Genomic DNA, 26,415 nt, shown 5'->3' on the forward strand with positions numbered 1-26,415 from the left:
TGCATTGGACTGACACAGTAGAATGCAGGCTCAACTGCGCAAAGGTGCCCTATGCAAGACAACAGCCAACCCTTTTATCAGCTCACGCCCGATACCGTCATGGATGCGGTGGAGTCCAGAGGGTATCTCTGTGATGGCCGCATACTGGCGCTGAACAGTTATGAAAACCGGGTCTATCAGGTAGGCATTGAAGATGAAACGCCCCTGATCGCCAAGTTCTATCGCCCCAACCGCTGGAGTGACGAGCAGATTCAGGAAGAGCATCAGCTGTGTTTTGAGCTGGATGATCAGGAGCTTCCGGTCGTCGCACCGCTGCGGAATGAAAAGGGCGAGAGCCTGTTCCGGTTTCAGGATTATCGCTTTTCCGTTTACCCGCGCCGTGGTGGCCGGGCTCCGGAGCTGAGCGACCCTGATCACCTTTATCGTCTGGGCCAAACGTTGGGGCGTTTTCATCTGGTCGGGGGAGCTCGGCCGTTTCAGAGTCGACCGGCGCTGGATATTCAGACCTATGGCCTGAACAGCATTGAGTTGATCGGCGGTGAATTTATTCCCTCATCCCTGCGCGAGGCCTATCTCAGCCTGACCTCCGACCTTATCACCAGTATCGAACGCTGTTATGCCGCGGCGGGTGATGTGTGCCAGATTCGCGTGCATGGCGATTGCCACGGCGGCAATATTCTCTGGCGCGATGATACGCCCAACTTCGTCGACTTTGATGATGCGCGTATGGCACCGGCGGTGCAGGATCTGTGGATGCTGCTGACCGGTGATGATCGTCAGCAGCAACAGCTGCAGCTGGCCGAGGTAGTGGAAGGCTATAACGAATTCGCCGACTTCGACCCGCGTGAGCTGCACCTGGTGGAAGCCCTGCGCACCCTGCGTATGCTGCACTACAGCGCCTGGCTGGCGCGGCGCTGGGAAGACCCGGCCTTTCCGCGCAACTTCACCTGGTTCAACACCGAACGGTATTGGGGTGAGCACATTCTGCAACTGCGCGAACAGCTCTCGGCCATGCAAGAGCCGCCGCTGCAATTGCTTTAAGGCGGGTCAGTGGGGCGGGTCGATCTGGTTGTTAAGACTGGTATTGACCCTGAACCAGCCGGCGATGCTGAAACGATCAGTCGCCGCCGGCAGTACCTCGTGAGGGAACTGCTCACTGAGGAAAATCACCAGTGTACCCATCTGCGGTACCACGTGAGTCATAACCGTCTCACTGTCCGGTTCCGGCCAGATCAGCAGTTCACCGCCATTCTGTTCATCCCAATCGGGGTTCAGATACAGCACGGTGGTCAGCACCCGGTTGGTCTGACCACGGAAGGCATCCAGGTGCCGCTTGTAGAAAGCCCCGGCCGGGTAGTGGGCGAAGTGGGCTTCGTAGTCGAACAGGCCCATGAACAGGCGCCGATTCAAGCCCTCACGCAGACCTTCCATCCAGTCCAGATAGGCGGCTTCGACCGAACTCTGCTCACGGCCGAGCCAGCGGATCTGGTCGCGGCGCACCTGGCCATGCAGTTGATGGTCCTGCTCACGGCCAATGCCCGCTCGCTGGAACTCATCATCACTATGGGCCCTCAAATGCTGATATAGATCGTGTGCCATTGTTTCCGGCAGGGCAGAGGGCAGGATCAGATAACCGGTATCAACCAGGGCATCGGCAATGCGATCATAGAGGCTGGCTGTCAGGTCGAGTTCGAGCTCGGGGGGTGAATACACGCATGCATCCTCCTCATAATGGAAAACGATATATACTGTGTACTGAGTCGATTGTCACCAAAAAATCATCATTGTGGGTGTAAATGTCATCTTTTGTTGTTAAGTGTCTGATTTGTATGTTGCCCTTGGCGCTGTTTGCTGGTGCCGGCTCTGCTGTAGCGGAGCAACGGCTGAAAGTGATGGCCTCGGCCTACAATTCGGTGGCCGACCAAACCAACGATCAGCCCAACCTTACGGCCTGGGGTGACAAGCTGAAGCCGGGCATGAAAGCGGTAGCGGTATCCCGTGACCTGATCAAGAAAGGACTGACCCACAACACCATGATCGAGATTGTGGGCCTGCCCGGGCGTTACCGGGTGCTCGACAAAATGCACCGACGCTGGGACAAGAAGATCGACATTTACATGGGCACGGACGTGGATGCCGCACTGGAATGGGGTGTTCGCCCGGTGGAAATCCGCTGGGTGGCTGACGACCGTTAACCGCCTGCACAGCTTGTCAGGGTGTAATCGGCTGCCCGTCCCAGGCAAATACCTGGCCGGAATCCGCGGGCGTCAGGCCATCCAGTACTTTCAATAACGATTCGGCACAGTACTCGGGTGTGAACAGCTTGCCTTCCGGCACCCGCGCCTGGAAAGGCGCTGATAGCGAGGTATCCACGGTGCCGGGGTGCAAACCGGTCACCACCAGCTGGGGCCAGCGTCGTTTGGCTTCAATCGCCGTGCATTTCAACAACATGTTCAAAGCCGCCTTGCTGGCGCGATAACTGTACCAGCCTCCCAGACGGTTATCGCCAATACTGCCGACGCGCGCTGACAGCGCGGCAAAGAGTGCAGGCCGGTCCTTCGGCATTTTCGGAATCAGGTGTTTCGCCAGCAGTGCCGGTGCCAGGGCATTTATTTGCATCTGTTGGTGAAAGTAATCCTCATCCAGTTGCCGCCAGCTTTTTTCCGGCATGCGGGTTTCGGTATACAGCAGGCCGCTGGTAATCAGCACCAGATTGGGTGATACGCCCTCCAGTTGTGCCATAGCTGCTGCAATGCCGGCTTCATCACTGAGGCTAATGCTGTGCAGGGAAAGGCGCTGGCTGTGCTCCATGGCCAATTGCGACAAATGAGAAGGTCGCTTACGGGTGAACGCATGAATATGTTCGACCGCAGGGTTATTCAGCAATGCGCGTAACATTGCCTGACCAATGCCGCCGCTTGCACCAATGATAATGGCCTCTATGGGCTGCTCCAGGCGGGTCAGTTGCCATGCAGATTGCGTCATAACAGCTCCCGATAGCGGCTGAAAATGGCATGCACGTCGATGCAGGCACTCAGCTGTGCGGCCAGCATGAACAAACCGCCCATCTTGCGGTGCAAAAAAAGCACATCCGCCGGTGGTGTGTGCCAGGCCTCCGGGATACTGCTGATGGCCATGCCGCGCTGATGAATGCGTTGCGCCAGGTCCGAGCGGCCAAAGTCATAGTCACCGGGTGTACGTAGAGGCTCGGTAGCTTCGACGAATATATCCAGCACCACCTGACGGTTGGCGGCATCATGGCGCTGGCTGAAGAAACCCAGGGTTTCCAGCGCTTCGGCCAGTGTTGCGGTATCCCGGTCGGTGGCAGCGCAGATGGCGCGATGGTAATGACGGACAAAGTCGCTGGAGAATTGGCGCACGGCGCCGAAGTCCAGCAATACCAGCTGGTCTGAGCTCAGGTTGTACTGGTAGTTGGCCGGGTTGGGATCGGTTTGCACGCGGTGCAGCTGGAAGAGTTCGCAGAAGAACAGTTCCAGCAGCAGTGCCGGTATCTCATTACGCAGCGCGCGCTTTTGTTCCGCGGCCTGTATCAGGCTGACACCCTCAACGAAGTCCATGCACAGGATCTGCTCTGTGGTGAGCGCCTTGTCCACACCGGGTATGAGTAGCGCACCTGCATGGCGAAAGCTCTGCAGCGCCTGGGAGTAATCCTGCAGTTGTTGCTGCTCATGCAGGTAGTCGGTTTCCAGATACAGCTGATGCTTTGCTTCCTCGACGAGCGAGTCGATCTCCAGATCGCGGGGCAGCAGGCCGCTCAGTCGCAGCAAGGACACGACGTTATCGATGTCGCTGTCGATACTGCGCCTCACACCGGGGTACTGAATCTTGATTGCCAGTTCGCGTCCTTCATGGGTGTGCCCCTTGTGAACCTGACCGATTGAAGCTGCGGCAATAGGGTCAAAGCTGAACTGGGCCAGTGTCTGGTCCCAGTTGCTGCCCCAGTTATGCTCCAGTACATCAACCAGTTGAGCCGCAGGCATGATGACCGCATCATCGCGCAGCCGTGACAGTACGTTCGCCAGCTCCGGTGGCAGCAGGGCGCCGGAGTCCATGGAGATCAGTTGCCCCAGCTTCATGGCGGCACCGCGCATGCGAGCCAGCTTGGCTGCTACCTGCTCCAGGTTCTTGGCACTGAGCAGTAGTTCGGACATGGCGGGGCGCTGGCCTTTGATCCAGTGTCGGCTGCCGTCGGCTACCAGGTTGCCGGCCACCCGTCCGGCCAGACCGGTCAGGCTGGCCATGCGGGACAGTCGACTGCTGGGCACAGCAGCCGAGGCGCGTTGTTTGGGCTTGGCGTCGTCCATCCGATCTCCTGATCATTCTTCCCTGTTAGGGTTAGGGTATCATGTGCGTTTACGCCGACTGGCCGGAATTGGATGTATTGAGGGGTGTACTGAGTGGAGTACGAATTCAGACAGGATCTCTATGATCAGCCCGAGGCGATCGTCGAGTATGAACAGGCATTGTTCGGCCGCTGGCTGGGCGAAGAGCTGGGAAACAACCCTGGGCAGGCGGCCCGTGTTTTAAAGGAAGCCAAATGTCTGGCAGCGCAGAAGCATGGTCAGTTTGAGTGGCATGGCCGTGAGTTGAGCCTGCGCCTGGACAGCGAAAGTGCTCGGGTCTGGGTGCAAGCTGAAGGCGATGAAGACGCCCTGGAAGAGGGTTTTGGCTGGAGCGATGCAGTGGCAGAAGCCGGGCTGGAAGATTTTATCGCCCTGTTAAGCGGCTGGATTGGCTATATTGAAGGTGGCCGCTAGCAGGTTGTTGAAAAGCGTTAACGCTGCATTCGGCAACGCAGATAGATTTTCGACAGCCTGCTAGGCAGGGGCTGCAATTCACTGCTAGAATCCCGAGTAAATCACTCAACTATAGTGTAATGGAGAGCAGATCATGAGCATTCAGATCGGTGATACCCTTCCCAATGTAGAACTGCGTGTAATGGGCGCGGACGGCCCTGAAGCGGTGAACACTGCGGACCTTTTTGCAGGCAAAAAAGTTGTTCTTTTCGCGGTACCGGGTGCTTTCACCCCGACCTGTTCTGCTGCTCACCTGCCGGGTTTTGTGGTTAAGGCTGACGAGATCAAGGCCAAGGGCGTCGACAGCATCATCTGCACGGCTGTAAATGATGTGTTCGTAATGGATGCCTGGGGCAAGGCGCAGAACGCTGACAACATCACCATGCTGGCAGACGGTATCGGTGAATTCGCATCAGCGCTGGGTCTGGAACTGGACCTGACCGGCATTCAGTTCGGCAAGCGCAGCAAGCGTTACGCCATGATCGTCAATGACGGTGTGGTTGAGCTGCTGAACGTGGACGAGAAAGACTTCGAGAAGAGCAGCGCTGAAGCGGTTCTGGCCGCACTCTAATTCCCCTGTCGGGGCTACTTTCTGTGGCCCCGCTTATCCCTTTTGATATACCTTCATAACAACTTGGTCTGAATAAGACCGGCATTAATTCCCCCGCTGCATAATACTGAAATGACTTTCAGGTCTACCTGAGAGCTGAGTCAATTCAAAGCGGGAGGCGCTATGAAACCTTTACGCACACTGCTTTCGGCACTGGTTCTTGGTAGTTCTCTGGGGCTTGCCGTACCAGCCTCGGCTGAAGCTCCTTTTGGTGATGAGGCCGATATGAAACTGGCCACATCGCTATGGGCACTTATGGAGTACAAGGGGTTAGCTGGTGAGGGGGCGGTTATGACTCGCCCTTATAAGGGAATGCAGCCACACGGAATGATTCTGGAATTGATTGAAATGCCTGTCAGTCTGCACGGTTATACAGGCCCTCTGGTTGTTAAACGCAACTATGGCGGTGACGGGATTTCGGTCGATGATGTGATCAACGATCCAGAGCAGTATTTGCAAGCGGTCACCGTTATGCTCAAACGCGAGCAAGGCTACGATGCTGAGAATGGCAACTGGTTCTATGTTAAATACGATGCTCGCGGCAACGTGATGAAGAATCCCAAGGGGATGCCTCTGGCTGGGCGGGTTGCAAAAGGTATGCAAACCGGCTGTATTGCATGTCATCAGGCCGCAGAGGGTGGTGACTTCGTCTTTAATCACGACCGTTACAAGTAGTGATTACAGCACCGGCATGGCAGGGATCCAGCCGGTGCGGCCTCGGCCTTAGCCCGCCTTTAGTGCCTTGGCGTGATGACGCAGGTGGTCTTCAATAAAGCTGGCGATAAAGAAGTAGCTGTGGTCATAGCCCGGCTGCAGGCGCAGCTCGAGCGGGTGGTTCGCAGCTTCGCAGGCCGCCTGAAGGGCTTCCGGCTTGAGCTGTTCCGCCAGGAAATCATCGGCTTCGCCCTGATCCACCAGCAGGTGCAGTTTCTCTTCCGCATTGGCAATCAGCTTACAGCTGTCCCAAGCCTTCCAGCTTTCGCGATCTTCACCCAGATAACCGGTCAGGGCTTTTTCACCCCAGGGGCAGTTGATCGGGTTGGTGATCGGCGCGAAAGCGGATACGGAAGCATAACGACCCGGATTCTTCAGTGCGCAAATCAGGGCTCCATGGCCGCCCATGGAGTGACCACTGATGGCACGCTTTTCGGTTACCGGGAAGTGCTGTTCGATCAGTGCCGGCAATTCCGCCGTCACGTAATCGTACATGTTGTAATGCGCTGACCAGGGTTGCTGGGTCGCATTGACGTAGAAACCGGCCGCAGAACCAAAGTCGTAGCTGTCATGCTCACCCGGCAGGTCGGTACCGCGCGGTGAGGTATCCGGCGCCACAATGGCGATACCCAGCTCGGCGGCAATACGCTGCGCGCCGGCTTTCTGCATGAAGTTTTCATCAGTGCAGGTCAGGCCGGACAGCCAGTAAAGAACGGGCACCGGTTGCGTCTGGGCCTGCGGCGGCAGGTAGATGGCAAAGATCATCTCTGTGCCGGTTGCCGGCGATTGGTGCTTGTAACGCTTGAGCCAGCCGTCGAAGCATTTGTTGCTGGCGATCAGCTCGGGGGCTGCTTGTGACATGTGCGTTCTCCTGAATAGGTATTCGTTCTGATCGAGTATGTCGGTTGGTGCGGGCTTTGGCGGCGACACTGTTGCTCGACACGCTGTAAATCCGTCCCTGGACGCTCGATGACGCCATCCCTGGCGCCAACGGTCGATCAACAGTATCGCCGCCACGCTCGTCAGCTGGGTGCCAGCCTCGAAAAGGGGCTATCCATTTCCCATGTACAGGCAATGCCTGGGCTGGCACCGACTGTCCATGGACGGGGTGACCACGGCCAAAGGCACCCCAGTACTCCAAATTACTGATCGAACAGAATCACCGAGCGGATGCTCTTGCCTTCGTGCATCAGGTCGAATGCCTTGTTGATGTCTTCCAGGCCCATGGTGTGAGTGATGAACGGATCGATCTCGATCTTGCCGTTCATGTAATCCTCAACGTAACCCGGCAGCTGGCTGCGGCCTTTGACGCCACCGAAAGCGGAGCCTTTCCAGACGCGACCGGTGACCAGCTGGAACGGACGGGTGGAGATCTCTTCACCGGCACCGGCAACGCCGATGATGATGGATTCTCCCCAACCCTTGTGGCAGCACTCCAGTGCGGAACGCATTACCTGGACATTACCGATACACTCGAAGGAGTAGTCCACACCGCCGTCGGTCATGTCGACGATGACCTGCTGGGTCGGATCGGAGAAGTCTTTCGGGTTAACGCAGTCGGTAGCACCAAACTGACGCGCCATTTCGAACTTCTCTTCGTTGATGTCGATGGCGATGATGCGCTCGGCACCGGCCATGCGAGCGCCCTGGATGCAGGACAGGCCGATGCCGCCCATACCGAAGATGGCAACGGTGGAGCCCGGCTCAACCTTCGCCGTGTTCAGAACCGCACCGATACCGGTGGTGATACCGCAACCCAGCAGGCAGACTTTTTCCAGCGGCGCATCCACGTGGATTTTCGCCAGCGAGATCTCCGGAACAACGGTGTACTCGGAGAAGGTAGAGGTGCCCATGTAGTGGTACAGGGTTTCACCGTTCAGGGAGAAACGGCTGGTGCCGTCCGGCATCAGGCCCTGGCCCTGGGTGGCGCGTACCGCCTGACACAGGTTGGTTTTGCCGGACAGGCAGAATTTACACTTGCCACACTCGGCGGTGTACAGCGGGATTACGTGATCACCTGGTTTCAGCGTGGTAACGCCGGGGCCGACTTCTTCAACCACACCCGCACCTTCATGGCCCAGGATGGACGGGAAGATGCCTTCCGGGTCTGCACCGGACAGGGTGAACGCGTCGGTGTGACACACGCCAGTGGCAACGATGCGAACCAGAACTTCACCGGCCTTGGGGCCCTGAACATCAACTTCTTCGATAGTGAGAGGATCGCCAGCTTTCCAGGCAACGGCAGCGCGTGATTTCATGAGAGGTCTCCTGTATTCGGTTTGAACACAGTCTAGACCCGGTTGGCGTCATTGATAATGGCACCAATCGAAAAGTATTTTTGCTCAGCAGCAATAATCGAGGGAAAATAGGCCTGCAGTGATCACCGCAGGCCGGCAGGCGATCAGTCTTCGACGGCTGCGGTGACGGTCAGCTCGACCAGAATTTCCGGGCGAGCCATGCGGGCTTCTACACAGGCACGGGCCGGTTTGGGCAGATCAGCCACCCAGGCATCCCAGACTTCATTCATGGCGGCGAAGTCTTTCATGTCGCGGATGTAGATGGTGACTGACAGCATGGAGGCCTTGCTGCTGCCGGCTTCGGCCAGCAGGCCTTCAATCTTGGTCAGGCACTGACGCGTCTGTTCGGCAATATCCCATTCCGCCTGGCCAGCAGTCTGACCGCACAGGTAAACGGTGCCGTTGTGCTTGACGATGCGGCTCATGCGGTCGGTGGAGTGGATGCGTTCGATGGACATGGGGCTCTCCTGTAATACGAATTATTGGACTCATCTGTGGGTATCGATCTTATGTCGGCTCCACATGCGTATAGCTACATTTTCTAAAGTTTCTTGCCGAATATGTGGCTTTTTTAAACGATATATAACGCGATTATTAGAAAATATTTCTGATATATGTTTGTTTTGTAGAGTAACGCCCGCTTTAGCGGCTGTTCGGGGTAGATCTAAATGCGTAATTGGGATGCGATTGAAGCCTTTGTCGAAGTCGTGGAGCAGGGCAGTTTCTCGGCAGCCGCCAAGAAGCTGAAAGTTTCGCCTTCGCACATGAGTCGGCTGGTGGCACGGCTGGAAGCCGATCTGAACACCCCGCTGATGTACCGCACCACGCGCAAGTTTCGTCTCAGCGAAGCGGGTGAGCATTACTACCAGCATTGTCGCGATCTGCTGCAGGGGTTTTCTGCAGCAGAAGAGGAGTTGTCCAGCTTTCAGGCCGAGCCTTCGGGCAAGCTGCGCGTGACCTGCGCCACCACTTTCGGTGAGCGTTTTCTGGCACCTCAGCTCAATGACTTCATGCTGGCCTACCCCAAGATCAGTCTGGACCTGCACCTGACCAACCGCCAGACCGACCTGATCACCGAGGGCTACGATCTGGCCATACGCATGGGGACGCTGAAAGACTCCAGCCTGCTGGCGCGACGGTTGTGTGATCGGCGTGAATATCTCTGTGCCAGCCCTGAATATCTGCAGCGCTTTCCCATGCCGCATACGCTTTCCGAACTGAGTCGGCATAACTGCCTGTTGGGCTCCAATACCTTTTGGCTGTTCAGTGAAAACGGCCAGCGCCGTGAGCTGCGGGTGAACGGTAACTGGCGCTCCAACTCGGGGCCGGCGCTGATGGATGCGGTGAGCAAGGGGTTGGGCATTGCCCAGTTGCCGGATTATTACGTGGAGCCGGCGCTGGAGCGGGGTGAGCTGGTCTCCATGCTGGAGCAGTACCGCTATCCGTTCAGCGGTGTCTGGCTGGTATACCCCCAGGCGCGGCAGCGCTCTCCCAAACTGCAGCTGTTGTGCGATTTTCTGGTGGAGCGCTTTGGCCAGGGACTGCCCTGGTAGGGCTTATTTAACCTTGAGCATATCCTCGGACAGCTCGCGCGGGTGTTCTTCCCAGCGAATGCGGATATTGAGCTGGTTACGGGTTTCATCTTCACTGGCAGACACCTTCAGGTGCAGCAGGCCTTCCGGTGTCAGCACCAGATCGGTATCGCCATCGCTGAATTCCAGTTTGCCCTTGCCCAGACCGCGGGCAATGGACTTGAGCAGGGTCTGAATCGTTTTGCCATCCTGGTAGGACTCGTAAACGAACTCGTTTTTCGCTGCCATAAATGCAGGTTACCTCGCCGGGTTAAGAGGAGCAGGACGGAACACCTTGGCGAACGGGTAATCGTTGCTGATGCCAATGATATGCCGACCGGGATCGATGATCGTGGCACCACAGCCAACGCCGCGCAAGCCTTCCTGACGCCGTGAGTTGCGGTCCAGGGTGATATCCGCTTCCACATGCAGCAATCCCTGACGCAGGGCCAGACGCTGACCGCGGGTGCGGTTGATATGGCCATGGACCAGTGCGCGCACGCCACAGCCATGAATTTGCTTCACGCCGGCATCGCTCAAGGGCAGATCGGCGGCGCGGTATTTGGTTCTGAAAGTGTTGGCCAGAGAGCTGTAATAGAAGCTGAACAGGTCCTTGTGCAGGGCCTTGCGAAAGCGCTTGTTGACCTTTTTCAGGCCGCGCTCGGCAATGTCCTGGCTCATCACATCATCCAGCCCGGCATGCAGGAACAGGAAGGAACCGGTGCGGCGTACCAGCTGCATCTTTTTGAAGAACCAGTAGAACTCGCCCTTGGGGTGTAAAAACAGGCGCTGACAGTACTTTGCCACGGCATATACGGTGCGGATATCCATGCCTGCATTGAGGCAGTGGCGCTCAAAACTGCTGGCCTTGCTGCGCATTTTCTTCAGTTCGCGGGCTACGCCGGCTTCGGTCAGTATGCCTTCGGCGTGGGCAGGGAAACGCTCGAACCAGTCATCCGTCGGCAACAGCAGGCTGCGGCAGGTTTCGGCATCGGGCACACCCTTGAGCCAATTGCGCTCAGGCCAGCTATCGAACACCTCACGGAACAGCGGAATCACTTTCTTGCCCATGCGTGCGAACAGGTGCTCGTTGCCGGTATGACGCTTCTGCTGCATGGCGAGCAGTCCCATCATCAAACGCAGGTCGTGGTTGCCGGCCAGCAGCGTCACCCGTGCGCCCAGGTTATACAGATGCTTGAGGCTGCGCAGCATTTGCAGGTTGCTGGGGCCCTTGTCCAGGCAGTCGCCCCCGATAATGAACTCGGCCTTCTTGCCCTGTTTGGTCAGCTTGAAACGGCCCTGTCCCGGTGTATCGCTCAGTTGCACACCGCCGCTGGCGACCAGTGAGGCTTCAAAGGCTTCCGCATCAGCGTGGGTATCGGAGATGAAAATCACCGGTCGCTTGGGCCAGCGCCAGTCGTCGGCAGGGTAGGGATCAATCAAAGCCTGCTGGCGCATTTCGTCATCGCGGAGACGGCTGTCGGCGGAGCCTTTCTCCAGCGGCCAGACACAACTGGCGGGTGGCAGCGTTGAGCGGATGCCGGCGTGGCTGGGCAGGTCTTTGATGGTGGGCAGAAGGGTGCGCGACATGCTGTCCTCTGGGCGACCCGCTCAGTCGGGGCGCTCGCTTTTTTGTCTGATTTTCCACTCACCGCTGTGATGGCTCCAGCCGGTCAGGGGATCCTGTTGCAGCACCACCGGATGTCCGTGATACATGCTTAACCGCTTAATATCGTCGAATTCGATGACATTTAGATGATGGGCCGCATGACGAAAGGCAGCGCCGTGGCCGAATACCAGCTGCAAACCGCGTTCGGGTGCGGCGGCACACAGGCGCAGATGACCGGCCACACGGGCACCGGCATCCATCAACGACTCGGCGCCTTCCAGTGGCAGGCGGTAATGGCTGTCGGATTTCCAGCCCTTGGGCGCGGGCTCGAAGCGCGGGTCCAGTTCCAGAATGCGTTCGATCTCGCCGGTACTCAGGTTGGCAACGGAGCCAACGCGGCGTTCGCACAGGTCCGGGAAGCTGTGCAGTTCCGGCGTTGAGCTGAACAGGTCGGCCAGCTCTTCCATATACAGCTGCGCGGTCTGCCAGGCCCTGAGCAGGGTGGAGCAGTGGACTTCAGCGCTGGGGCGAATGTCCTGCTGCTCAAGCCAGTCACGGAAGCGGCGTGCCTGCTGACGCACCTCTTCGGCACCCTCATCGGTCAGCGGATAGGGCTGCAACGCACTGGGTGTTTTCGCCAGCTGCTCATAGTCACCGTGGCGGATCAGGGCGATCAGTCTAGTCATGGCCAACCCGGGTACGTAGCTGCCGGATGAAATGCCCCATGCCGTTGATCACGCAGGACGGTGCGGCAGCTTCCGGGCTCAGCCACTGGCAGAAACGCTTGTCGTGCCACCACTGGTCTTCGGCGGGCGTTGCGGTCACGCGCATGGCGAACAGGCGCAGGTCACACTCACCACCCCATTTGGCGTGACGGGTATCGCCCAGCGGCTCGGGGTCCACTTCGCCACGAATGCCCAGCTCTTCCCAGGCTTCCTTGGCGGCGGATTCGGCGGCGCTCAGGTCCGGCTCGATGATGCCCTTGGCCAGTTTCCACAGCGGGTTGTTCAGGGTTTTGAACATCAGCAGCTGCAGCTCGCCTTCATGGATACGGTAGGCCAACACGCCGGACTGTTTGTAATAGTAGGCCGGGCGATCACGCCAGACGGTCAGGCCGTTCTCTTCAAAGGCAAACAGGCGTGGCAGGGTGCGCGGGCGGATCAGCTTTTCCAGTTGCCAGTGGCCCGGCGTCGGAATGCTGGCATCGGTGCTCAGGTGTGCCAGAGCGGCCGTGGGCATCAGCTTGCCGTCATCCGGAATCGCCAGCGGCTCATCCAGCAACTGTTGCAGCAACTGCTCCAGGCCGGGGTTGTGTGCCACCAGCATAATGCGCTGATAATGCTTCAGGCGCGGCTGCAAATGCGCCCACAGGGTCTCGGCGGAGCCCAGGTAGAGCTCGTCATCGGTTTCGATATTGGCGGCCGGAATGCCCATGACCTTGGCGCATTTTTCGGCCGTCAGCAGTGCCCGCTCGGCCGGCGAGCTGATAATGCAATCCGGCTGCAGATCGTGCTGTTGCAGCCAGTGGCCAATGCGCTGGGCATCGCGTTTGCCGCGCGTTTTCAGGGTGCGTTCGGCATCATCCTTATCGGCACCCACTTCAGCCTTGCCGTGTCGCAACAGCAGCAGTTCAGCCATTTTTCATGACCTCCCGAGCGTACCAGTCCGCGACCTGATCAAAGTCGGCGCGGCCGGTTACTTCATAGATATTAAGCCCGCCCAGTGCCTGCAAATAATCGGCTTCCGGCGGCAGGGCGGGGCGGTCCAGGAATGCGCCCTGGGCATCCTGATAAAACGCGCCGGGGGATTTCATGATGCCCGGCAGCAGCTGGAGCTCCTGGGCCAGATCGACCTGGCGGATCTGGCAGGGCTGGTCACTCTGATGCGACCAGTTCAGCAGAATCAGATCGTGCAGCGGGGCGCTCATGCAGAGGCTGTTGGCGCCGTAATAGTCTTCCACCGGCACATCGGATTTGAACTCCAGCTGCCAGAGCTCATTCTTGGGCAGTGCCGCAAAGCGCGCCTGATTCTCCTTGCTCAACACCGGGCGCAGGCGCTCGTTATTCAGCAACGTACCCGGGTTCACACGGGGCAGCTTGGCCACGCCTTCGCCCTGAGTACCGCTGTCGCTGCGGGTGACAAACAGGCGGTCGTTGGTGATAAAACGGGCCTCTGGCAGCTCCATCAGGCGCAGCATCAGGGTGGACTTGCCGCCACCGGAGCTGGCCGCTACTGCTACACCGCGTGGGCCCACTGTCAGCGCCGCTGCGTGGCAGATCAGCCCGCCTTTATGCTGCAGATGGTTGATGTGCTGGTTGTTGATGAAATTGACCGCCTGCGCCAGGTTTTCCTGTGCCGGGCCGATCAGCATCGGATCTTGCAGGCGCTGCAGCATCAACATGCCGGTTTTCACCTTGTATACCAGACGCTGGCCTGCGGGCAGATCGACGATGGCTTCCTTGAGACCGCTTTTACCGGTTTCGCGGGGCCAGTCGTGCCAGTCAAGATCCGGTTTGATGGCGGGCTGATCGACCATCCACAGCTGAAGGTTCGGTGTGGCCTGCTCGGGTTGCGGGTAGCTGCGGTAGTAGTCACGCAGGGCTGCGATCAGCGCGGGCGCGTTGCTGCCGACGCGCACAACAAAATCGTCCAGCTGCAGCAGAAAATGGTGTTGGCAGCCTGCGATGGCCGTTTCCAGTTGTTGCGGGTTGAGCAGGTCGTTCAGCATGTGCGTGTTGTTTCCAGTGTTTGCATAATCCAGTCCAGATAGGCTGCCGCGGCATCAATGCCACAGCCTTCCAGCGCGCCGCGGAAGCCACCAAAGGCGGACACCTCGAACACGACCGGACCGGTGTCCGTAAGGGCAATATCCACGGTGGTGAAATCGAGATCAAAGCAGGCCTGTGCCTTGCGGCCCAGCTCGATCAGTTCAGCATCGGGTTCAAACGGCTCGTAGCGGCCGCCACTGTGAATGGTGGTGTTCCAGGCATCCTGACTGCCGACGCGGGCATAGGTGCAGAGGTATTGGCCACCCACAAACACCATGCCCAGATCGCGCCCTGACAGGTCCAGCTTCTTCTGAATGTAGAGCATGGGATTGCCGGCTGCAAAGTCTGCCAGCTGAGTGGTCAGGTTGGCGTCATTGGCTTCAACCAGTGTCATGCCCCGTGCCTTGGTGGAGTAGAGCGGCTTGAGCACGGCGGCGCCAAACTCATGCACGGCCTGTTCGGCGGCTTCCAGCGACTCGGTAACACGGGTCAGCGGCATGGGGATACCGGCGGCGGACAGGCTCAGGGTGCCACTGAGGCGGTCGATCAGCTGCATCAGGCTGCGGGTCGGGCTGAACACGCGTACACCGGCGCGTTCGGCATGGCGCAGCAGCTCAATGCGGTCCAGCGTATGCGGGGTATAGGTCTCACTGATCTTTTTCACCACCAGGGCGTCCAGTTCAGTCAGATCCTGACCGCGGTACAGCAGACGGTTGCTGTCCAGCTGCAGCTCCACTTCCGCCATGTCGATCACCAGGCGAAAACCGGTGCGTGCTTCAATGGCGTCGGCCAGGGCTTCAGTGGACCATTTGCCGGGAATGCCGACAACGCCAATACGCAGATTACTCAAGGAACAACTCCTTCAGGGGCAGTTTGTAACGGTCTTCCTGGCCGGGTTTGACGGCGCTGATCTGCTCCATCAGGTAGAGGGCACGCATGTACATGCGACCGGCCAGGGCTTTGTCGAAAATAAAACGGGTCGAAGTGATAAACGAGCGTGCCAGACCAATGGCCAGACGCAGGTCAAAGCTGTCGTCCTTTTCCTGCTTGGCGAAACGACGGCAGGCCATATAGATGGTCCGGGCAACGGCCATCAGACGGCGGCGACGGTCGCGCTCCAGAATTTTCAGGCGGTAGATGGAGACCATCAGCACCGAAATATCCTGGCAGTAATCCAGGTAGCGCGAGCGGTGCAGGTCGATAAAGAAAATACGCTTTTCCGACGGGTCGTAGATGATGTTATCCACATTGAAGTCGCCGTGGATGTAGACTGAAAACGGCGGCTTGCAGCGCGCTTCCACTTCAGCCGTGCCGTCGACCAGCGTTTGCAATGCGGGCAGGGTTTCACCGCAGATCTGCAGCTGTGGACGATCAAACTCGGGGTGCACCGACAGAATTGAAGGCAGGCGTTTATCCAGCTGGCGCATGAACTGGGCCGGTTCCGCCTTACGGTTGCGCGTTTCCCGCCAGATGCTGCGCAGGGTTCGCATCAGCTGCCGACTGGCCTGCTCCAGCAGAGCGCCATCATCGGCAAACAGCAGTGATTCGAAGGTCTGGCCCGGCAGATGCTCGATCAGCATGGACGCCGAGCCGTCCTTTTCCGAGTGCGCCAGAATGCGCGGCGCCAGGCCCGGATAGATCTCATGCCAGCTTTCCACGCCCTGTACTTCTTCATCTAACTTGCCGGGATCACCTTCCTTATAGATGGCGAGATAGCAGCTGGAGCTGTTCTTGCGAATGCCGGCGATGGTGCTGCCGGATCGGGTTTCCGCCAGGGTGCTCACATCCAGTTTCTTCAACGGACGCTTCAGCTCGGCGGCCGCCTGGCGGATATGGGCCAGGTTGGACAGGTTAATTGCTTGCCCCAGGTTGGCCGCCAGTATGGCCTCCGCCATCTGTTCCAGTGACAGCGCCATCTGGCGCAGGGAGTAGCAGGCAAAGAGCGTCGGCAGCAGCGCCGTGCGTTTTTCGCTGGGCGGCTTCTCGATCAGCTCGGCCTGGAGGTTGTCACAGGTGAGCTGCAGGCGATCACTGCGCTGTTTCAGGCGCACTGCAGCGTTGGCATCGGCATCGAACAGGCCCGGCTCGACCAGTTCCAGTGCCATCGTGATGCGCTTGAGCATGCGACGAAACTGTTTGCGCTTGGGCGGCTGTGGCAGGTCATCATCGGCATGGCGGGCAAACTCGCTAAGACAACCGCGGGCAGAATCGGTCAGCAGCTCCAGTGCCTGGGCCAGGTTATCCACTGCCCGCATGCGAACTTCCTGCTGCACCGGCTTACGGCTGCGGCTGAGCAGGCGGATGGTCTCGCGCTGGATACGCATGCGCAGGTTACTGACGTAACCGCGACGGGATTCCAGGGTCGCCAAATGCTTGGGGGAAGGGTTACGGAAAAACTCGGCGGCTTGCTGCAGCTGGGTCTCGACCTCGCTCAGCAGAAAGTGAAGGTTTTCCTGTATGATCTGACTCAACGCGCTCATGGATGCCGGCTACCGCATAATTTCGGGTGTCACTATACGTTAATGCTTTTGCAGCTAACATGACAAAAACATGACGTATCAGTGACATAGACGTCACGGCTTGCCGGCCACAGAGAGGATAAGATGCCCCGCATATTGATGACGCGACCGGTCAGTATTCCGGACTCGCTCAAGCTCACCCGTTACTCCAAGTTGCCTGAACTCGGCCCGCGTGTGCTCTTTTTCAGCGGCGGTTCGGCACTGAATGGGCTGTCACGCACGCTCAAGCGATACACCCACAACTCCATCCATCTGGTATCGGCGTTTGATTCCGGTGGCAGCTCGGCGGTATTGCGTGAAGCCTTCGATATGCCTGCGGTGGGTGATCTGCGCTCGCGCCTGATGGCACTGGCCGATGAGACGGTGCTGGGGCACCCGGAGATCGTGCGCCTGTTCAGCTATCGTCTGCCCAAAGACGATGATGACGCCAGTTTGAATAAGCAACTGGAACGGCTGGCGCAGGGCAAGGATCCGCTGGTGCGACGCATCCCCAACCCCATGCGCAGCCTGATCTGCAACCACTTGGGGTATTTCCAGCAGGCGATGCCGCAAGACTTTGATCTGCGTGGAGCCAGTATCGGCAACCTGATCCTCACCGGTGGTTACCTCAACAACAACCGCTCGCTTGACCCGATCATCTTCCTGTTCTCCCAGCTGGTAAACGTGCGCGGCACCGTGCGGGCGATTACCGGCGATGAACGCCAGTTGATGGCGCGCCTGCAGGATGGCACCCGCGTGGTTGGCCAGCACCTGCTGACCGGCAAGGAAGTGGCGCCGATCAGCAGCCCGGTGCAGCGCCTGAAGCTGGTGCACTCCCAGCAGGAGCCCAAGCCGGAAGGCTCCAAACTGCGCAAGGCCAACCGCAAGCTGCTCGCCTCGGCCGAGCTGATCTGTTACCCGCCGGGCAGCTTCTACAGCAGCCTGATGGCCAACCTGCTGGTGGATGGCGTGGGCTCTTCCGTGGCCGACAACCCCTGCCCCAAGGTGTACATCCCCAACCTGGGCTCGGACCCGGAACAGTACGGCATGACACCGCAACAACAGGTGGAAGCACTGCTGCATTACCTGCAGGCGGACCAGGAAGATCCGGTGGCGGTATCACGCCTGCTCAACATCGTGCTGCTGGACAGCCGCTTTCTGAATGACGTGGATGCCGATTTCAAGGCGCGCCTGGCGGAGCTGGATATTCAGCTGATCGACATGGACCTGACCGACCCGGAACAGCCGGAACAGTACGATAACGAGAAACTGGTATCGGCGCTGCTGTCGATGACGTGAAGTGGCGACAGCCCTCGTGCTCTTGAATGATTGGGCCTGTAAAGCTCGCTATACTGCTTCTATCAAGACAGTTTTGGACAGGTTGAGATGAGTGAGCGTTATCGTTTATCCCATCAGGAGGAAACCGCAATTCGGCAAATGCTGATGTCGGCAGATCCGGAGGGAGACATTTATCTGTTTGGTTCCCGGGCGGATATTGCGCGGCGGGGTGGCGACATCGATCTGTTCTTTGAAACTTCTCAGCGTCTTTCGATGAAACAGAGACTCTTGCTGGAGTACAGAATCAGCGGTGCCTGCGACACCCATGTAGACCTGTTGGTGAAGCAGCGAGACATGCCTGATGAACCTATCCATGAGATTGCCCGACAAGGAATTCGGTTATGAACAAGGAGCAGAGAATACTGGCATCTAACGTGCTGGCCTGCGAGCAACGGGTTAGCAAGTTACTTAAACCTGATAATTGAAGAATCGGACTTTGTTATTACGGCTTTTGCCGATATCCAGGCGTACCTGAAGCGCAAGCAGATTCTGCCGGTGGCGTAAGGCAGAACAAAAAAAGCCGCCCCGAAGGGCGGCAAAATCAGCTAGGTCGCTGAAGAGAGATAAGGACGCAATGTCTAACGGTGGATCAGTTACGAATCAGGTGATCGAAGGCACCCAGTGCCGCCGTTGCGCCTGAACCCATGGAGATGATGATCTGCTTGTACGGTGTTGCCGTCACATCACCTGCCGCAAATACGCCCGGCATGGAAGTGGCACCGTGGCCGTCGATCACGATCTCGCCGCGCTCAGTCAGCTCCAGGCTGTCTTTCAACCATTCGCTGTTCGGGACCAGGCCGATCTGAACGAAGATGCCGGCCACATCCAGTACGTGCATTTCATCGGTACGACGGTCCTTGTATTTCAGACCGATCACCTTGTTGTCATCACCCAGCACTTCAGTGGTCATCGCCTGCTTGATGATGGTCACGTTGGGCAGAGATTCAGCTTTTTTCACCAGTACATCATCGGCACGCAGGGTGTCGGAAAACTCCAGTACGGTGACATCTTTAACGATACCGGCCAGGTCGATTGCGGCTTCGATACCGGAGTTGCCACCCCCGATGACGGCGACGCTCTTGCCCTTGAACAGCGGACCATCACAGTGCGGGCAGTAGGCCACGCCCTTGCCACGGTACTCCTGTTCGCCCGGCACGTTCATTTCACGCCAGCGGGCACCTGTGGCCAGAATCACACTGCGGCTTTTCAGGGTCGCACCGCTGGCCAGTTCCACTTCGATCAGCTCGTTTTTGCTGATTTTGGCGGCAGATTGTTCAGTCATTACATCGACTTCGTACTCTTTAACGTGCTGCTCCAGGCTGGCCACCAGTTTCGGGCCTTCGGTGTAGGGCACGGAGATGAAGTTCTCGATGCCGACCGTATCCATTACCTGGCCACCAAAGCGCTCAGCAACAACACCGGTACGGATACCTTTACGTGCAGCGTAGATCGCGGCAGATGCTCCAGCCGGGCCACCGCCCACAACCAGTACTTCATACGGATCTTTCTCGCTCAGTGCGGCCGCTTTCTTCTCGGCAGCGCCGGTATCCAGTTTGTTGACGATCTCTGCCAGCGTCATGCGGCCCTGACCGAAGTGCTCGCCATTCATGTATACAGAAGGCACGGCCATGATCTGACGCTCATCCACTTCCTGCTGGAACAGGGCACCATCAATCATTGTGTGGGTGATGTTCGGGTTCAGCGTCGCCATCAGGTTCAGTGCCTGTACCACGTCCGGGCAGTTCTGGCAGGACAGTGATATGTAGGTTTCAAACTCGTAGGTGCCCGGCAGATTACGGATCTGCTCCTGCAGCTCGGCATCAGCCTTGGACGGGTGACCACCGGCCTGCAGCAATGCCAGTACCAGCGAGGTGAACTCGTGACCCATGGGGATACCGGCAAAGTTCACACGCGGTGCCTGGCCAGCGGCGCCCACAGCCATGCTCGGTGCGCGGCGGTCGTTACCTTCCTTGACGCTGATCTTGTCAGACAGCTCGGCAATCTCCTGAGTCAGAGTCGCCAGCTCATCGGACTTGTCGGTGCCGTTGGTGGTCAGGGTCAGCTCAATCGGAGTCACAATGTTCTGCAAGTAAGTGTTCAACTGCTGCTTCAGGTTTGTATCCAACATGGTGTCTGTTCCTTCAAGGTCAATAAGTCGATCAATCAAGTCAGATGGCGGTCCGCCTGTGGATCTCCTGTGCGGCGGTGAAGCTCATCTCGAATATGGGTTTATAGTACCGAGCGAGTTTGTATGCGTGAAATTAATCGTAGTTAATAGGCTGATAGCTTTTAGCTAACGATGGCATATAGAAGGAAGCAATCGTCTGACGCTGAACCAGGTAAATGAACGCTGTGGCAAGCACAAACCAAAACGCCGCCCCGAAGGGCGGCGCCTGGGCCTGTGGCAGCCGAAGCTGGACAGACCGAGCGATGATCAAGCGCCGGCCAGTGCAAGCCGACGCGGCAGATCTATCTTAGATTTTGCCAACCAGGTCCAGAGACGGAGCCAGAGTAGCTTCACCTTCTTTCCATTTAGCCGGGCAAACTTCACCCGGGTGAGCGGCAACGTACTGAGCCGCTTTAACCTTGCGCAGCAGGTCGTCTGCGTCACGGCCGATACCTTCAGCAGTGATTTCAACTGCCTGGATAACACCTTCCGGATCGATCAGGAAAGTAGCGCGGTCTGCCAGGCCCTGGCCTTCACGCATCACACCGAAGTTGTTGGTGATGTTGCCAGTCTGGTCGCCGACCATGTAGTAGTTGATCTTGCCGATAGTCTCGGAAGAGTCGTGCCACGCTTTGTGGGTGAAGTGCGTGTCAGTAGACACGGAGAAGACTTCAACGCCCAGCTTCTGCAGCTCTTCGTACTTGTCAGCAACGTCGCCCAGCTCGGTCGGGCAAACGAAGGTGAAGTCAGCCGGGTAGAAGAAGAATACTGCCCACTTGCCTTTAACGTCCGCTTCAGTGATTTCTACGAATTCGCCCTGTTTGAACGCAGTCGCCTGGAACGGTTTGATCTCGGTGTTAACGATACCCATGTGATTGAATCTCCTGCACATTTGAGTAGTTGCTTAAGAAGTTGGAGACATAGTACCGACGTGAGCTGAATTCGTAAAATTGATGGTAGTGATTGGGGTGATAGTCAGAGACTATTTAAAAATGATTGGGTTTCGGGGAGTAACTACCCATTTTCAGAGGGAATCAAAAGCTTATTCCGGACTCTATGGCAAATACCGGAGGCTCTTCGGCCATGTGATAAAGCAGGTTACGGGAGAGGTATTCTCCCCCGAATGCGTGATATTGTTAGTGAACGCTGACTTTTCGTTAGCTTCTCGGTCATTTAGCCGGTTTCAGTTGGTGTCGTTAGTGACGAGAAGTCTAGCCCAATTCTACTCAAGGAGGCACCGAGTTTTTGAAGCAAATTCAACGCATATTCATAGCGAAGTTGACAAATAACTTCAGTGTTTAGGGTTTCTACAGATAGCTCGCTATCTTCATTGGCTACCATTCTAGAGATCCTAAGTTTGTGTCCACTCTGAAATACACCATTATTTAGTGCATAGAATTGCTGCCATTTCGGATTAGCGTGACCTGGTTTGCTTGAAAAACAGAACGGCTGAACTTTTTCGTCCATGTTTAGGAATAGCATCTCATTACGGTTAGCTATCTTTAATGCTTCTTCCAAAGCTTGGTCGTCGCTCAGGCTTTGTCCATCTTGAGCTAACGCATTTTTTGCCTCAAACAACTGAACTAGCTTGATTGGGACATTGTTTTTTAACTGTTTCGATTCTTTTTGCCCAGGTACAACATCGCAGGCAGGTGTAAGACAGAGCCAGTACTGAGGGGTTTTTCCTTGCTTTAACTTGAGTATGTGACCGGTGGTTAGGTGGTACCCCACAACTGCAGTAGAGCAATTGAAGCAGTTCGCGTGGGCCAGTACTTGGTTTATATCCGCATGAGCTTCAGAGCTGTTATATCTCTTTTTAATTTCTTCAACTTGGCCGTGCTCTTTTAGGTAATTAATTACTGAAAGCGCGAAATCTGACAAAGTTTCTTTGGTGCTAAGGGCGAGCTCACTCCAATGTTTCTCTAAAATAGACCAAGCGGTTGTTGACAATGCTTCAGGCTGTGCCTCCAATAGTTCTCCTAACCAATGAGCCTGAACATGTGATTTACCTACAATACCTTCGGTAATAGGCCCTGCCTTCTCATCAATTTCATGTCGTAGCTTAGCCAATAAAAGGTTATGAGGGTGGGGGTTCCAGGCTGCTAAAGCATGGAGCAAACGATTAGGTATAGTTGAAGGGTCTACATCTTTCCCAACTACAGTAATGAATACTCTATCGGTTCTTATCCAATTTATTTCATCATTAACACACCAGTCTACGTGATTAACTCCATTTTCATTGAATGATTCGGACATAGTGTCAACTAATTTTGATAATACAAACCAAAAGAGATGATTTTCGTTAATGGTAATATGGCTTGGCTTATTTGATATTATCGTGCAAAAGTCACTTGCATACTTTGAGCCCATGCAGCTTTTGTCGTTTTTAATATATCCAAAGTCGCGATACATGGATAATAAATCAATTGCCGATATGCTCTTTATAAGATCGCCCCTGATCCCAGGGCTCTCGTCCTCCCACTCGTCTATAGCTTCTTCAATATTATCTGAAAGGGTGTCAGGTATTTTTTTAAAATTAGGTGAGCGCAGCAGACTAGTTACGATATCTTCTACGATAGGCTGGGTACTACCTATTGCGCTTTGATATCCCTTCGTATGTACGACTACGAGGTTAAAGTGATCAATCTCTGAAAGTTGTTGAAGGATTCCGAGTGCGAGCTCACTTTTTCCTTCTTGTTCACCATTTAAATGATAATCCAATACTAAGAGATCGCTGTGATGTAGATGTTTAGGAAATCTTAATTCCTCTTGGCTATCTGTATCTGGTTGGCCATCATATACATCTACTAGCCAGTTATGAGCTTTGTCCCTACAAGTTGCTATCAAGGCCTGTAGGTTCTTAATATTTTCAAGTGCTTTGGTGGGATTTTCCTGACCTTTTGCCCATCCTCTTTTGAGAAGCTCACTTTCCTGGCCAAGAAACCAGTCCAGGGTAGGATATTCATCATCAACAATAGAGACCGTGCGGATAGGGTCAATGAAAGCCTGCTTTATAAATGAGGTGTAATTTACAGGCGCTGATTCTTTTGTATGAGCGAGATTATTCATAGTTCGCATCCTTGAACTCGATAACAAAGTTAGCGCCACTTAGTATTCTCTCTTCAGGTACGGTTTCGTACCTTATTTTATGACCTCCTGCTTGGAGGTTCGTCCTACAGAGATAAAGACCAACTCCTCTTCCTCCACGAGATTTTCGGGTAAAGAAAAGTGTAAATAGTTGGTCAAAGTCTTCTTCATCGACCCCAGGACCTGTATCGGAAACGATTATAGTACCTGATTTGACACTCAGCAGTATCTTTTTTTCTTTTCCATCGTTGTTTTTAACCCAGTACCGTGAGTTGTTTACGAGGTTTATAAAGACAGGATAAATCCTGGCAGGTTGCTCGTATATACTGAAGCCTTTAAAATCGTCCGTGGCCGTTAGTTCTATTCCGCTATCCTCCAGCTTTTCTCCGAAGAACTTGCGCACATAAGAAAAGATCATTTCCCCACTAATGACGGCTTTAGTACGCTCCCCTGAAAGTTTAAGGGGAGACAAAAACCTCCATCGCTCGCTTAGGCCTTGGTGTGCTAGTACCACATCTTTATAAGCATTTGTATTTTGTACATCTTGCGGGAGCTGCTTCAGGCCTCGTGCAATTGTTAAGTCTAGCCCTTCAATCTCATGTCCGATGATCTCAACGGTAATGCCTAGCTGAGCCAAAGCATGAAGCCGGTCTGCTTCCTTCCTTAGCTCAAGGTTTTCCTTGACGCTTTGTGAGGCCAATCCTTCGATATCAATTTGCTCTTTAAGTGTTTTCAGAGCAGCAATATATGGCTTTAGCTTTTGATTATTCTCAAAGTCTTGAACTTGGTATGAGTAATCCAGAGTTTCTAGGGCTTGGTGCAGTTCAATCACGCCGGATTCAAAATCCTCGATGGCTGGTGCTGTTCTTTGGTGGTACGCTTTATTCTGTTCGTCGACTAAATCATTAAATGTACCAAGCTCTGAACTTAATAGCTCTCGGCCTTCGTTTGCTAACTTGCGAATGCTCGCATGTAGGTGAGCTGCATTCCTCTGTAGCTCCGCTTGCAGGACATCTAGAGATGATTTTGGGGAAAATTTTTCAAGCGCTTTATTCGCGGTTGTATGAAGGTCACCCAGAAGCGCTTGTGTACGATTTTCGGCCCGCCGATATTCCCGGTAGTCGTCTTGTATAGATCCTAAATTTGGTGGTACCGGGCTAAGGGAAAAGGTCTTTAGGCTTGCTGTTCTGTCCGTAACTTCTCGCTTGAGTTCTTGGGCCTGCTCTTTGGTCGAAATTGAAGTTTCTGCTACAGAGCTTGCCAGATACTCCACTTCAGAAAGTAGACTTTTTAAGTCTTCTCTCCTCGACTTGATGGCGAACTTCACACGTCGGCGCTCACTTGAAAGCCACTTTCTTCTGTCTTGTATGGCTTTTTCTTCTTCTTTTTGAGCTTTCAACGCGCCAATGATGTCGCGTCGGTCTTCGGAATCCGTACCAAAGTAGCGAGCAGCAGTAGTTATCAAAATGCTTTCGACAATATCTCGAAACAGCTTCGAAGCTTTATTGTCTATAAGCCCCTCTCGCCCAGCTTTATCCCTGAGGTTAGGGTTACCTGACCTAGTGATGGCGACCCTGCCAAACAGTCGGCGATTAGACCAAAAGTATCTACCTGCGTGGCTAGAGCGGCGCTTTTCAATCTCAAAGTAATCATTGTCTTCCCGACCGTACGGCATAACTCGAAGGTCATCGCGATACAGCATCAAGCCGCTGTACTTTTCGGCATACTCTTCATAGGTGCTATGCTCTTCTTTGGTATGAGATGACCTCGAATAGGTCCCTTCATAAGCCCCTACTTTGATGTTAAACGGTCCAAACCGGGTGTTTCGAGTTGTTGTATAGGACTTAGGTGGGCGTATCTTTATATCATTGACCCATTTTCCAAACACTTTGACCCGACCGGAGAAGATACCTTCCTCATTAACAACACCATCGACGACATGTTCGAGGTTCTCGAGGTTGGTAATGTCAAATTCCCTCGTTTCATCCATTATCGGCCGGCAAATATGCCCGTTCCAGCCATAGACAGCGGTCTGAAACTGTACTTCTGAAAAATGCTCTTGGGATGAAAATGGATCGGTAAAGTTTGATAGGGTTTGGTGTAACCGCTCTTTCGCACGTTTTGCCGGTGCGTCCTCATCCTCTCTGGAATTGGCAGATATCTGGGCTTGAAGGTCGTCATGGATGCTCGACATGAACAGAGCAGTCCCATTCGGGGACTTACCGTTCCAGGCTTCCCATGTTGAAAATTGTCGTTCGTCAAAGCAAGTATTAATGACGGTGTTTTCTATTTTAGCTTTTGTTGTAAGAGTCTCTTCTCCACTCGAGGCTTCTATAGCTTCAAAGCTTTGCCAGGCTGCAACCAAGCGACTGTCTCTCGCTTCGTCTTTTCCATTTCCCCAAATGTTGCTCATTAACGTGTCGAACATGCCTGGGAGTTGAGTGTCAATGTCACTGCTATTCTCAAATTCGACAACAGGAATTTGAATGTCAGCCAACATTAGAAAAGGATTCTCAAATAGCCTCCAGTCAATAAGTGCTGCCGTGAAGGAGTGTGCCTTTCGTTTTGTTACGATCAGCAAAAGTGAGCCTAGAGCCGCCGATGACAGTCGCCCTATGCCTTTTTGACCCTGTTTATGTCGTATGGGAAGGCCGTTACGGTCATCTCTTGTGGGTGTAGAGTCGACGGCTTTAGACTCTGTGCCTATCGTTAACCACTTGTCTTCGAACTCTTCACGGCTCATCCCGTGTCCATTGTCTACTAGGGAAGCAGTCGCCACTTCTCCATCGAATATGTGAAGTTCGACCCGGCGAGCGTACGCATCGTATGCGTTTTTCCAGAGTTCAGAAATCGCGGTAGGACAGTCTGCAATCTGCTCACGACCAAGGTGATCAATGGTTCGTGCCCTTGTTTTAAAAGCTGTAGCTGTGACCATAGTA

At 55.3% G+C, this 26,415-nt stretch carries 25 protein-coding genes; 8 read left to right on the forward strand and 17 right to left on the reverse strand.

Translation table 11 applies throughout. The features are described from left to right. Nucleotides 1–51 precede the first annotated feature (51 nt). Entirely contained in the window at nt 52–1,041 is a 990-nt protein-coding gene (locus O3C79_RS02725; protein WP_494384697.1) for a serine/threonine protein kinase, read from the forward strand. A 6-nt stretch (nt 1,042–1,047) separates the two neighbouring features. Here the strand turns inward: O3C79_RS02725 and O3C79_RS02730 are convergent, their stop codons facing one another. Continuing rightward, nucleotides 1,048–1,713, reverse strand: a complete 666-nt coding sequence (locus O3C79_RS02730; RefSeq protein WP_494384698.1) for a 2OG-Fe(II) oxygenase — start codon at nt 1,711–1,713, stop codon at nt 1,048–1,050. A 116-nt stretch (nt 1,714–1,829) separates the two neighbouring features. On the opposite strand from O3C79_RS02730, the gene O3C79_RS02735 reads away from it, so the two are divergent. Further along, complete coding sequence (locus O3C79_RS02735; RefSeq protein WP_494384699.1) at nt 1,830–2,195, forward strand: 3D domain-containing protein; 366 nt, start codon at nt 1,830–1,832, stop codon at nt 2,193–2,195. A gap of 16 nt (nt 2,196–2,211) precedes the next feature. Here O3C79_RS02735 and O3C79_RS02740 read toward each other — a convergent pair whose 3' ends face one another. Further along, nucleotides 2,212–2,985 (reverse strand): SDR family NAD(P)-dependent oxidoreductase, encoded by a 774-nt coding sequence (locus O3C79_RS02740; protein ID WP_494384700.1) that lies wholly within the window; start codon nt 2,983–2,985, stop codon nt 2,212–2,214. Beyond that, complete coding sequence (locus O3C79_RS02745) at nt 2,982–4,325, reverse strand: ABC1 kinase family protein (protein ID WP_494384701.1); 1,344 nt, start codon at nt 4,323–4,325, stop codon at nt 2,982–2,984. Before O3C79_RS02745 ends, O3C79_RS02740 begins: the two co-directional genes overlap by 4 nt. A gap of 93 nt (nt 4,326–4,418) precedes the next feature. On the opposite strand from O3C79_RS02745, the gene O3C79_RS02750 reads away from it, so the two are divergent. The 3 genes from O3C79_RS02750 (at nt 4,419) to O3C79_RS02760 (ending at nt 6,102) form a co-directional block, all read left to right on the forward strand. Next, on the forward strand, nt 4,419–4,778 hold the full coding sequence (locus tag O3C79_RS02750) for a YacL family protein (RefSeq protein ID WP_494384702.1): 360 nt from the start codon (nt 4,419–4,421) through the stop codon (nt 4,776–4,778). Nucleotides 4,779–4,911: 133 nt separating this feature from the next. Next, nucleotides 4,912–5,388 carry a peroxiredoxin gene (locus O3C79_RS02755; protein WP_010324943.1) on the forward strand — a complete coding sequence of 159 codons (477 nt, stop codon included), beginning with the start codon at nt 4,912–4,914 and terminating at the stop codon, nt 5,386–5,388. A 162-nt stretch (nt 5,389–5,550) separates the two neighbouring features. Continuing rightward, entirely contained in the window at nt 5,551–6,102 is a 552-nt protein-coding gene (locus O3C79_RS02760; RefSeq protein WP_494384703.1) for a cytochrome P460 family protein, read from the forward strand. A 48-nt stretch (nt 6,103–6,150) separates the two neighbouring features. Here O3C79_RS02760 and fghA read toward each other — a convergent pair whose 3' ends face one another. The 3 genes from fghA to O3C79_RS02775 all read right to left on the reverse strand — a co-directional run bounded on the left by fghA (nt 6,151) and on the right by O3C79_RS02775 (nt 8,896). Next, nucleotides 6,151–7,002 carry an S-formylglutathione hydrolase gene (gene fghA / locus O3C79_RS02765; RefSeq protein ID WP_494384704.1) on the reverse strand — a complete coding sequence of 284 codons (852 nt, stop codon included), beginning with the start codon at nt 7,000–7,002 and terminating at the stop codon, nt 6,151–6,153. 281 nt (nt 7,003–7,283) lie between these two features. Next, entirely contained in the window at nt 7,284–8,399 is a 1,116-nt protein-coding gene (locus O3C79_RS02770; protein ID WP_494384705.1) for an S-(hydroxymethyl)glutathione dehydrogenase/class III alcohol dehydrogenase, read from the reverse strand. Between the two features lie 143 nt (nt 8,400–8,542). After that, nucleotides 8,543–8,896, reverse strand: a complete 354-nt coding sequence (locus O3C79_RS02775) for a RidA family protein (RefSeq protein WP_010324939.1) — start codon at nt 8,894–8,896, stop codon at nt 8,543–8,545. Nucleotides 8,897–9,106: 210 nt separating this feature from the next. On the opposite strand from O3C79_RS02775, the gene O3C79_RS02780 reads away from it, so the two are divergent. Continuing rightward, complete coding sequence (locus tag O3C79_RS02780; protein WP_494384706.1) at nt 9,107–9,991, forward strand: LysR family transcriptional regulator; 885 nt, start codon at nt 9,107–9,109, stop codon at nt 9,989–9,991. 3 nt (nt 9,992–9,994) lie between these two features. Here O3C79_RS02780 and O3C79_RS02785 read toward each other — a convergent pair whose 3' ends face one another. From O3C79_RS02785 to O3C79_RS02815, 7 genes are read right to left on the reverse strand one after another with little or no spacing between them, the layout of a single operon-like run. Continuing rightward, complete coding sequence (locus O3C79_RS02785; protein WP_010324937.1) at nt 9,995–10,258, reverse strand: amphi-Trp domain-containing protein; 264 nt, start codon at nt 10,256–10,258, stop codon at nt 9,995–9,997. Between the two features lie 9 nt (nt 10,259–10,267). After that, nucleotides 10,268–11,599, reverse strand: coding sequence for a metallophosphoesterase (locus O3C79_RS02790; RefSeq protein ID WP_494384707.1), 1,332 nt, complete (start codon nt 11,597–11,599; stop codon nt 10,268–10,270). 21 nt (nt 11,600–11,620) lie between these two features. Beyond that, nucleotides 11,621–12,304, reverse strand: a complete 684-nt coding sequence (locus O3C79_RS02795; RefSeq protein ID WP_494384708.1) for a histidine phosphatase family protein — start codon at nt 12,302–12,304, stop codon at nt 11,621–11,623. After that, nucleotides 12,297–13,256 carry a histidine phosphatase family protein gene (locus O3C79_RS02800; RefSeq protein ID WP_494384709.1) on the reverse strand — a complete coding sequence of 320 codons (960 nt, stop codon included), beginning with the start codon at nt 13,254–13,256 and terminating at the stop codon, nt 12,297–12,299. The genes O3C79_RS02795 and O3C79_RS02800 overlap by 8 nt, the downstream gene beginning before the upstream one ends. Next, complete coding sequence (locus tag O3C79_RS02805) at nt 13,249–14,346, reverse strand: HprK-related kinase B (RefSeq protein WP_494384710.1); 1,098 nt, start codon at nt 14,344–14,346, stop codon at nt 13,249–13,251. Before O3C79_RS02805 ends, O3C79_RS02800 begins: the two co-directional genes overlap by 8 nt. Then, the gene (locus O3C79_RS02810) at nt 14,340–15,236 is read right to left on the reverse strand and encodes a GAK system ATP-grasp enzyme (RefSeq protein ID WP_494384711.1); all 897 of its coding nucleotides are present in this window, start codon (nt 15,234–15,236) and stop codon (nt 14,340–14,342) included. The genes O3C79_RS02805 and O3C79_RS02810 overlap by 7 nt, the downstream gene beginning before the upstream one ends. Continuing rightward, complete coding sequence (locus O3C79_RS02815) at nt 15,229–16,857, reverse strand: phosphotransferase family protein (protein WP_494384712.1); 1,629 nt, start codon at nt 16,855–16,857, stop codon at nt 15,229–15,231. Before O3C79_RS02815 ends, O3C79_RS02810 begins: the two co-directional genes overlap by 8 nt. Nucleotides 16,858–16,989: 132 nt before the next feature. Between O3C79_RS02815 and O3C79_RS02820 the strand changes: the two genes are divergently transcribed. Both O3C79_RS02820 and O3C79_RS02825 read left to right on the forward strand, forming a co-directional pair. Further along, entirely contained in the window at nt 16,990–18,183 is a 1,194-nt protein-coding gene (locus O3C79_RS02820) for a GAK system CofD-like protein (protein ID WP_494384713.1), read from the forward strand. Between the two features lie 87 nt (nt 18,184–18,270). After that, a complete protein-coding gene (locus O3C79_RS02825) occupies nt 18,271–18,567 on the forward strand; it encodes a nucleotidyltransferase domain-containing protein (protein WP_139044335.1) in 297 nt (98 codons plus the stop codon). Between the two features lie 244 nt (nt 18,568–18,811). Here the strand turns inward: O3C79_RS02825 and ahpF are convergent, their stop codons facing one another. The 4 genes from ahpF to O3C79_RS02845 form a co-directional block, all read right to left on the reverse strand. Next, the gene (gene ahpF / locus O3C79_RS02830; protein WP_494384714.1) at nt 18,812–20,350 is read right to left on the reverse strand and encodes an alkyl hydroperoxide reductase subunit F; all 1,539 of its coding nucleotides are present in this window, start codon (nt 20,348–20,350) and stop codon (nt 18,812–18,814) included. 346 nt (nt 20,351–20,696) lie between these two features. Continuing rightward, nucleotides 20,697–21,254 (reverse strand): alkyl hydroperoxide reductase subunit C, encoded by a 558-nt coding sequence (gene ahpC, locus O3C79_RS02835; protein ID WP_474537508.1) that lies wholly within the window; start codon nt 21,252–21,254, stop codon nt 20,697–20,699. Between the two features lie 308 nt (nt 21,255–21,562). After that, nucleotides 21,563–23,458, reverse strand: a complete 1,896-nt coding sequence (locus tag O3C79_RS02840; protein WP_494384715.1) for a response regulator receiver domain — start codon at nt 23,456–23,458, stop codon at nt 21,563–21,565. After that, on the reverse strand, nt 23,451–26,411 hold the full coding sequence (locus O3C79_RS02845) for an ATP-binding protein (protein WP_494384716.1): 2,961 nt from the start codon (nt 26,409–26,411) through the stop codon (nt 23,451–23,453). Before O3C79_RS02845 ends, O3C79_RS02840 begins: the two co-directional genes overlap by 8 nt. Nucleotides 26,412–26,415: the final 4 nt, after the last annotated feature.

This window comes from Marinobacterium sp. NO-S09 (genome assembly GCF_059179545.1).